2 protein-coding genes are annotated in these 4,569 nt (G+C 64.6%); both read right to left on the bottom strand.

Annotated features, from left to right (window positions below; all coding sequences use genetic code 11):
* Positions 1–162: 162 nt before the first annotated feature.
* On the bottom strand, positions 163–2,454 hold the full coding sequence (locus VFO93_RS09515; protein WP_325134132.1) for a M60 family metallopeptidase: 2,292 nt from the start codon (positions 2,452–2,454) through the stop codon (positions 163–165).
* Between the two features lie 90 nt (positions 2,455–2,544).
* Positions 2,545–4,482, bottom strand: coding sequence for a glycoside hydrolase family 97 protein (locus tag VFO93_RS09510; RefSeq protein WP_325134131.1), 1,938 nt, complete (start codon positions 4,480–4,482; stop codon positions 2,545–2,547).
* Between the last annotated feature and the right edge of the window lie 87 nt (positions 4,483–4,569).

The following is a 4,569-nucleotide window of genomic DNA, read 5'->3' as shown; positions in this document are numbered from 1 at the left end:
GGGACTTTTTGGCTGGAGAAAAGGCTAACTCTTAACTCACAACTCCTAACTGACGCCTGGCTCCCCCTCTCCTTTTCGGAGGGGGCCGGGGGGTGAGGCGATACGCCCGGCGAGCCTGCTTACCCTACGCCCCGCGCCAGCGGCGACCCGGTCGGACTACCCTTATTTAGCCTGCATTTCGGGCGGCAGCCAGGTGGGATACGTGGCCACGGCCTTGGCGGCCTCCTCCCCCACCGGCACTTTCCACTGCGCAAAGAAGGGCGCCAGGTTGCGCCGGGTGGCCGTGCTGATGGCCGTGAACCAGTAGTCGCGCTTGGCCGCCTCGGTGGCCGGGTACTGGCTCTTGGGCAGCTGCCGGTACTGCCGATACACCTGCTCGATGGGTGCCCAGCCGAAGGTTTCGATAAGCTGCACGTACATGGCCAGGGCCAGGAAAGGGTCGGCCTTCCACTTCTCGAAGGAAGGCGAGTCGGCCAGGTACTTGCGCATTTCCTCAGTTACCTTCTCTTTGCTACCCAGCCGCTCGTGGTGGTTATGCACATACAAGCCCTGGTGTAGTAGCTTGTCAAACACGTACATGGTGTACAAGTTGACGCTTACCTCAGTCAACCCACTGAAGTCAATGCCCCGAAACTGGTGCAGGTGGCCCAACTCGTGGAAGTGGCCCCAGGAGCCGTTTTTCCACATATAGTCCGCGTCCAGCATGTGCGCAGTGCTCTCGTCGTTGGGCACCACAACGCGGTCGGGGGCCGCGAACATGTAGGCCACTTCCGGCAGTTGCTGGTCCACGATAATGCGCTCGGGGTGGCCGCGGGGCACGGTGAGGGCCGCCAGCTTGGCATCGGTAGCCAGCACGGCATCCCAGAACAGCAGCACTTTGGTAGGGTCGTCGAGGGTACGGATGCGCGCCGAGGGCACCGTAAGGCTGATGTTGTTGCTCACCAGCTCGGCCCAGGGCGCGGGGTATTGCCGGATGGTCTTTTGCCACTCGGCCACGCTGGTTTTGCCCAGCTCAAAGCGCGGGGCCTGCACGGCGCCTTCTACCCTGACGCGCAGCACTTTCAGCGAAGTCGTATCGGGAATATTAAAAAGCAAAACGCCGCCGTAGGGCGAGTAGATTTCCGTGCGCCCCGGCTTCAGCTCAAAATGGCGCGTCAGGTCAAATGGCTCGCGGGTGAGGCTGGTGTTGTCCGTCAGGTCGTCGCTATGCACGCCAATCTGGGCCGCCAGCCGGCGCGCCGAGTCCTTGGCCGCCAAATAGATAACCACCTTCTCGCCGGGCGGCACGTACAGGCCCGTGCCGTGCGCCAGCCGGAAGCCTGGTGCCGGCTCCCACACCCCATTGGTGCCCACGCGCACGGGCAGCGCCAGCTCGGTGGTGAGGCGGGGGGCCGAGGCGGGCACCGCGCCCGGAAACGAAGCCGCCGCGGGTGCCACGTAGGCTGGGTTGGGGTGCTCGCGCAGCTCGTTTTCCCGCAATAGGTGTTGGAGCATATACACCGAATAATTGCGGCCCACTTTCACCGGCTTTTCGGGCGTGGGCACCAGCAGCGAATCGGGCCGGTAGTGCGCCACCCGTCTGAGGCGCTGCTGGATGGGCGCGTCGGGCGGGTTTTGCGCCAGCACCTGCTCCAGCGTGTAGTTGAAGATGTAGCCGCCCCGCATCAGGCCCGGCGGCATCTGGTAAACCTTTTCCTCCACGCTGGCCAGCATATTGCGGATGCCCAGGTATTTCGGCACTGGGCCCGTGAGCAGGTAGGCGCGCTCAGGGTAGCGCGCGGTGAGGTAGCTGCTTTGCAGCAGCCCGGCCTGGCGCAGCAGGTGGTTGAAGCGCGCTTCGGACTGCGTTCGAGCAGGCGTTTGCGGCCCATTAGTTAGCGGGTAGGCGCAAAGCAGTGTGCCGCCCCGGCGCACAAAGCCTTCGATGCGGCGCACCGTGGCCGTATCGGCTACCTCTTGGCTCAGCAGCAGAATATCGGCCGACGGGTCGAGCGCGCCAGCCGTGCCCATCAGCTTGGCTTGCGCTTGCCGGGTCAGAAACGCCGTCAGGGCCGCGTCGCCGCCCCACACCTGCACGCGCTTGTGGCGGGCGCTACTGCCCCAGCTCAGGCAGTTCTGCAACAGCTGCTGCACCTCAACCTGCTGCACCAGTGGCTGATGAAAATACGCGGACGTGCTAAATGCCAACACCTTACTCTGTCCCAGCCGGCTGCTAGCCAAGGCAATGAGCTGAAGCGACTGGTCGAGGTCATCCGGGTTGGCTTCGACCGTGAGGATAATCTCGGGCTGCTCGTTGAGGGTAATCGTGGTCGCCATAAAATCCGGCTCAACGGGCGTGGGCAGCTTGCCCACACCTTGCAGCAACACGGCTTTGTCGGTGGTTTGGGCGGCCAGCGGGTGGGAGCTACCCAAGGCCAGCAGCAGGCCAAAGGCGGGAAGTAGTCTTTTCAGCATTGACATAAGCAAGCTTTATAAGTAAAGTGGCGCGCGGCCAACCCTTCTAGGCAATTGACCGCGCGCCACCCTTGACTGATACCGACTTGGCTACTTAGGTTGCACCACGAAGCCGCCGCGCGCGGGCAGCGTCACGCTGAGCGTGGTGCCCGACACCGGCCGCGTGGCAAAGCTGCGGTTGGTGTCGCCGTCGGTGATGAGCGTGCCGCCCTTGATGCCCAGCTTGGTGAGGTCGATTTGGATGGTCTTGGGCGCGTCGGTGCCGTTGATGCCGGCCACGTACCAGCCGCCGCCGGGGGCCTGCCGGGCCAGCACCACGTACTCGCCGGGGAAGCCGTCGAGCAGCTTCACGTCGGACCACTGCGGGGGCAGGTTTTTCACGAAGCTTTGCACGTAGGCGGGCTGGGCGGCCATACCCTCGGGCACCTCGGCATAGTGCTGCACGCCCGACTGAAACACGACCGACAAGGCCAGCTCAAAGGCGTTGGAGGTGCGGCGCTCCTTGCCGCGGATTTCCGAAAAGGCCATCGGCGTGAAGTCCATCGGCCCCACCGCGTTGCGGGCGAAGGGCAGCATAGCGCAGTGCGTGGGTTCCTGGTCGGTGTTCTTCTGGTCGAAGGTCAGAAACTCGAAGCCTTTCACGGCCTCCATGCTCACCAGGTTGGGGTAGGTGCGGTTCCAGCCGCGCGGGATGGTCGTGCCGTGGAAATTAACCAGCAAGCCCGCCTGCGCGGCGTCGGTCAGCAAGTCCTGGTAGTAGTTCATGAAGGACTGCCCATCACCGCCGAAGAAGTCGATTTTCACGCCCGCAATGCCCATCTGCTTGATGCGGGCAAACTCCTTGCGCCGGCTTTCAGCCTCGAAGAGCACGTTTTTGGGCGTCTGCGGGGCCTCGTTCCAGCTGCCGTTCGAGTTGTACCAGACCAGCAAACCCACCTTTTTGGAGCGGGCATACTGGGCCAGCTCCTGCATCTTGTCGTAGCCGATTTGCTTGTCCCACAGCGCATCGACCAGGCAGTAGCCCCAGCCCATGTCAGCGGCGTAGTCGATAAAGCGGCGCTGCACGTCGTAGGTCGTCTTGTCATCACCCAGCAGCACCCACGACCACGAGGCCTTGCCAGGCCGCCCCACCGCCACGGGCGCGGGCATGGCCGGTGCGCTCAGGTCGGTAGTCAGGGTTGATTCCACGATGGGGGCCAGCGAATTACCTACTACCAGCACGCGCCAGGGCGTACGCCAGGGCAGGCGGCTTTCGGGGGCGGCCGGGGCGTCGGGCAGGGTGCGCTCGGCGGGCTGCGCCAGCGCAATGCCGTATTCGCCGCCCGGCGACTCCTGCGCCAGGTGGGTGCCGCAATACGTGCGACCCATGCCCGCCTCGGTCAGCAGCACCCAGTGCTTATTGGCCTGAAAAAGCGCCGGAAACGACCACCCTTCGCCCAGCGGGCCGGGCGTGCCGGCCGCCACGCCCATCTTGTAGTTCTCTTCGTAGGAAGGCTGGGTTTTGGCCCAGCCCGTCTGGGCTTTGGCGTGCGGGTGCAGCCAGCCCCGCGCCCCGGCCGGCAGCCGGAAGCTGGTTTGCTCGGCTTCGAGGCGCTGCACGTCCTTGGCCGGCCCTTCGATTAAGTACTGAAACGCCACCCCGTCGTTCGACACCTGAAACACGACGCTGAGCGTGGTGCCCTTGTCGCCCGCAAAGCGAAACACGCGGCGGTTGGCCTGGTAGCGGCAGTTGAGGCGCTTATCGGTTTGCAGCTGGTAGCTGTCGCTGACCTTGGTAGGCGCGTCGGCCTTGGCCAGCTTGAGGTTTTGGCTGAGGTCGGCCCCAGCCAGGCGCAAGCCCAGGCGCGAGGGTTGCAGCAGCTCGGCATCGCGGTAGCGCACGGCATAGGTGGGCCGGCCGCCGGCGGCCAGCGCCACGGTCACGCGCACCGCCCCGTCGGGGCTGGCGACTTGCAGCGGGGCGGCGGTTTGGGCGGCGGCAGGGAGGGCTAGCAGGGTAGCGCTTAGAAACAGGTAGTAGGAATGCATGGGGTGAGGTTTACACTTGTCATGCTGAGCGGAGCGCAGCGCAGCCGAAGCATCTCTACCGGAGAACTAACTCCTAACGCCACAACG

It is taken from the genome of Hymenobacter sp. (assembly GCF_035709525.1).
GTDB lineage: Bacteria > Bacteroidota > Bacteroidia > Cytophagales > Hymenobacteraceae > Hymenobacter.
The sequence above is the reverse complement of the archived record's forward strand: the minus strand, read 5'-3'. Positions and strand labels throughout refer to the sequence as shown.